This window comes from Nocardioides dubius (assembly GCF_039528155.1).
Classification (GTDB): Bacteria; Actinomycetota; Actinomycetes; order Propionibacteriales; family Nocardioidaceae; genus Nocardioides; species Nocardioides dubius.
Genome location: NZ_BAAALG010000003.1, coordinates 28,110 through 29,902 on the forward strand (window position 1 = coordinate 28,110; position 1,793 = coordinate 29,902).

Here is a 1,793-nt window from a genome sequence, read left to right on the forward strand (position 1 = left end):
TCCCTCGTCGGCACCACCCATGCACGCACCGGAGCGACGCTGGCACTCACCCCATTGATCAGCGTTTCCCTGACGCCGAACGTTCCGGTGGCCGGGTAGGGCGAACCTGGCCGGCGCCTGGGCTCGGGTGGATCAGGCGGTCATCCACAGGCGACGCCGGGCCGGCACCGGACTCTGCTCGGGCGACCTAGCGTCGCGGCATGCGAGGTCGAGGAGCACAGGAGCATGCCGAAGCGCTGGCGCGCCGGCTCGAGCTGCTGCGCGTCGAGCTGGGCGCCGCGCGCACCGAAGCCGCGTCGCCTGAACGGGCGCCGGAGGTGGAGGAGCACACGCGGATCCGGCCGTTCGCGCCGATCCGTGGGGGAGGTGGCACCGACGCGTCGCCGTCACCTCACGGCCCGGCTCGGGTGGCGTCGCGCTGGGCTGCCGGGGGCCCGGGGGGCGAGCGCCCGACGGCCGGCCGCCANGGCCGCCAGGCGTCACCGATCCCGGTGCCCGGGCGCCACGCCGCACGCCGTCCGCCGGTGCTGCTCCGCGAGCTGCGCGGGCGGGTGGCGCTGGGCACCGGGCAGCTCGTGGTCGTCGCGGTCCTTGCCGTCGTGGGGCTCGCGATCACCGGTTGGTGGGCGCTCGGCACGCGCTCGGAGCAGGGCCAGGCCCCCGTGCCGGCGATGACCTCCCCGCTCGCCACCGCCGTCACGGCGCCGCTCGGCCCCTCGCCTCCGGTGGCGGCAGGCGAGGCGGAGGTGGTGATCGACGTCGCCGGCAAGGTGCGCCGCCCGGGGATCGTCGTGCTGCCGCCCGGCTCGCGGGTCGTCGATGCGCTGGCCGAGGCCGGGGGAGCGCGCCGTGGCGTGGACCTGAGCAGCCTGAACCTGGCCCGGGTGCTGGTCGACGGCGAGCAGATCGTGGTCGGTGCCCGCCCACCGCCCGGGGTCGCCGCCTCGGCTGCGCCGCAGGGAAGTGGGGAGGTCGGCGTACTGGTGAACCTGAACACCGCCGGCCTGGCCGAGCTCGACGACCTGCCCGGCGTCGGACCGGTCACCGCGCAGGCGATCGTCGCCTGGCGCGAGGCCAACGGTGGCTTCCGCGCCGTCGATCAGCTGCTGGAGGTCGACGGCATCGGGGAGAAGACCCTGGCCGATCTCGCCCCGCACGTGACGCTGTGATCCGGTGACCGACCTCCGACTGCCGGCCCTGGCGGCGGCGTCGTGGTGCGGCGCGCTGCTCGGGCTGACCGGAGGCGCCGGAGCCCGAGCCGTGGCCGTCACCGCAGCGGTGCTGCTCGCGCCGTTCGCCGCGCGCCGGTTCGGCTGGCGTGCGGTGCTCGCCTGGACCCTGCTCGCGCTCACCCTGGCCGGGACGGCGGCCTGGCGTGACGCGGCGCTGGAGCGCTCGGCGCTCGCCCGGCTGGCGGCCACCCGGCAAGCCGTCCAGGTGGAGCTGCAGGTGAGCAGCGATCCCCGTCCGGTGCCCGGCGGCTATCGCCCCCGGATCCTCTTCCGCGCCACGGTGCGCTCGATCGCCGGTGCGGACGGCGCCTGGACCTCGGTGCGGGTGCCGGTGCTGGTGATCTCCGAGCCGGGCCACGGGCCCGAGCTCGGTGCCCGGCTCCGCGCGACGGCCCGGTTGCGGCCGAGCGCCGACCACGACGCCGCCGCCACCTTGACGCTGCTCAGCGCGCCGGTCGAGGTGGCCCCACCATCCTCGGGATGGCGGCTGGCAGCGGCCGTGCGGGCCTCGATCCGCGACACCGCCGCAGGCCCGGTTGCCGGGCGGGCGCTGCTGCCGGC

2 protein-coding genes are annotated in these 1,793 nt (G+C 77.0%); both read left to right on the plus strand.

What is annotated here, in order from left to right; translation table 11 throughout:
• Window positions 1-671: 671 nt before the first annotated feature.
• Window positions 672-1,169 carry a ComEA family DNA-binding protein gene (locus ABD151_RS21925; RefSeq protein WP_425571859.1) on the plus strand — a complete coding sequence of 166 codons (498 nt, stop codon included), beginning with the start codon at window positions 672-674 and terminating at the stop codon, window positions 1,167-1,169.
• A 4-nt stretch (window positions 1,170-1,173) separates the two neighbouring features.
• On the plus strand, window positions 1,174-1,793 hold a 620-nt coding region (locus ABD151_RS04300; RefSeq protein WP_343991700.1), incomplete at its 3' end, for a DUF4131 domain-containing protein.

What these genes read in the sequence shown, in the direction of transcription:
- ABD151_RS21925 (WP_425571859.1), top strand. Translation starts at nt 672, where the DNA reads ATGACCTCCCCGCTCGCCACCGCCGTCACGGCGCCGCTCGGCCCCTCG.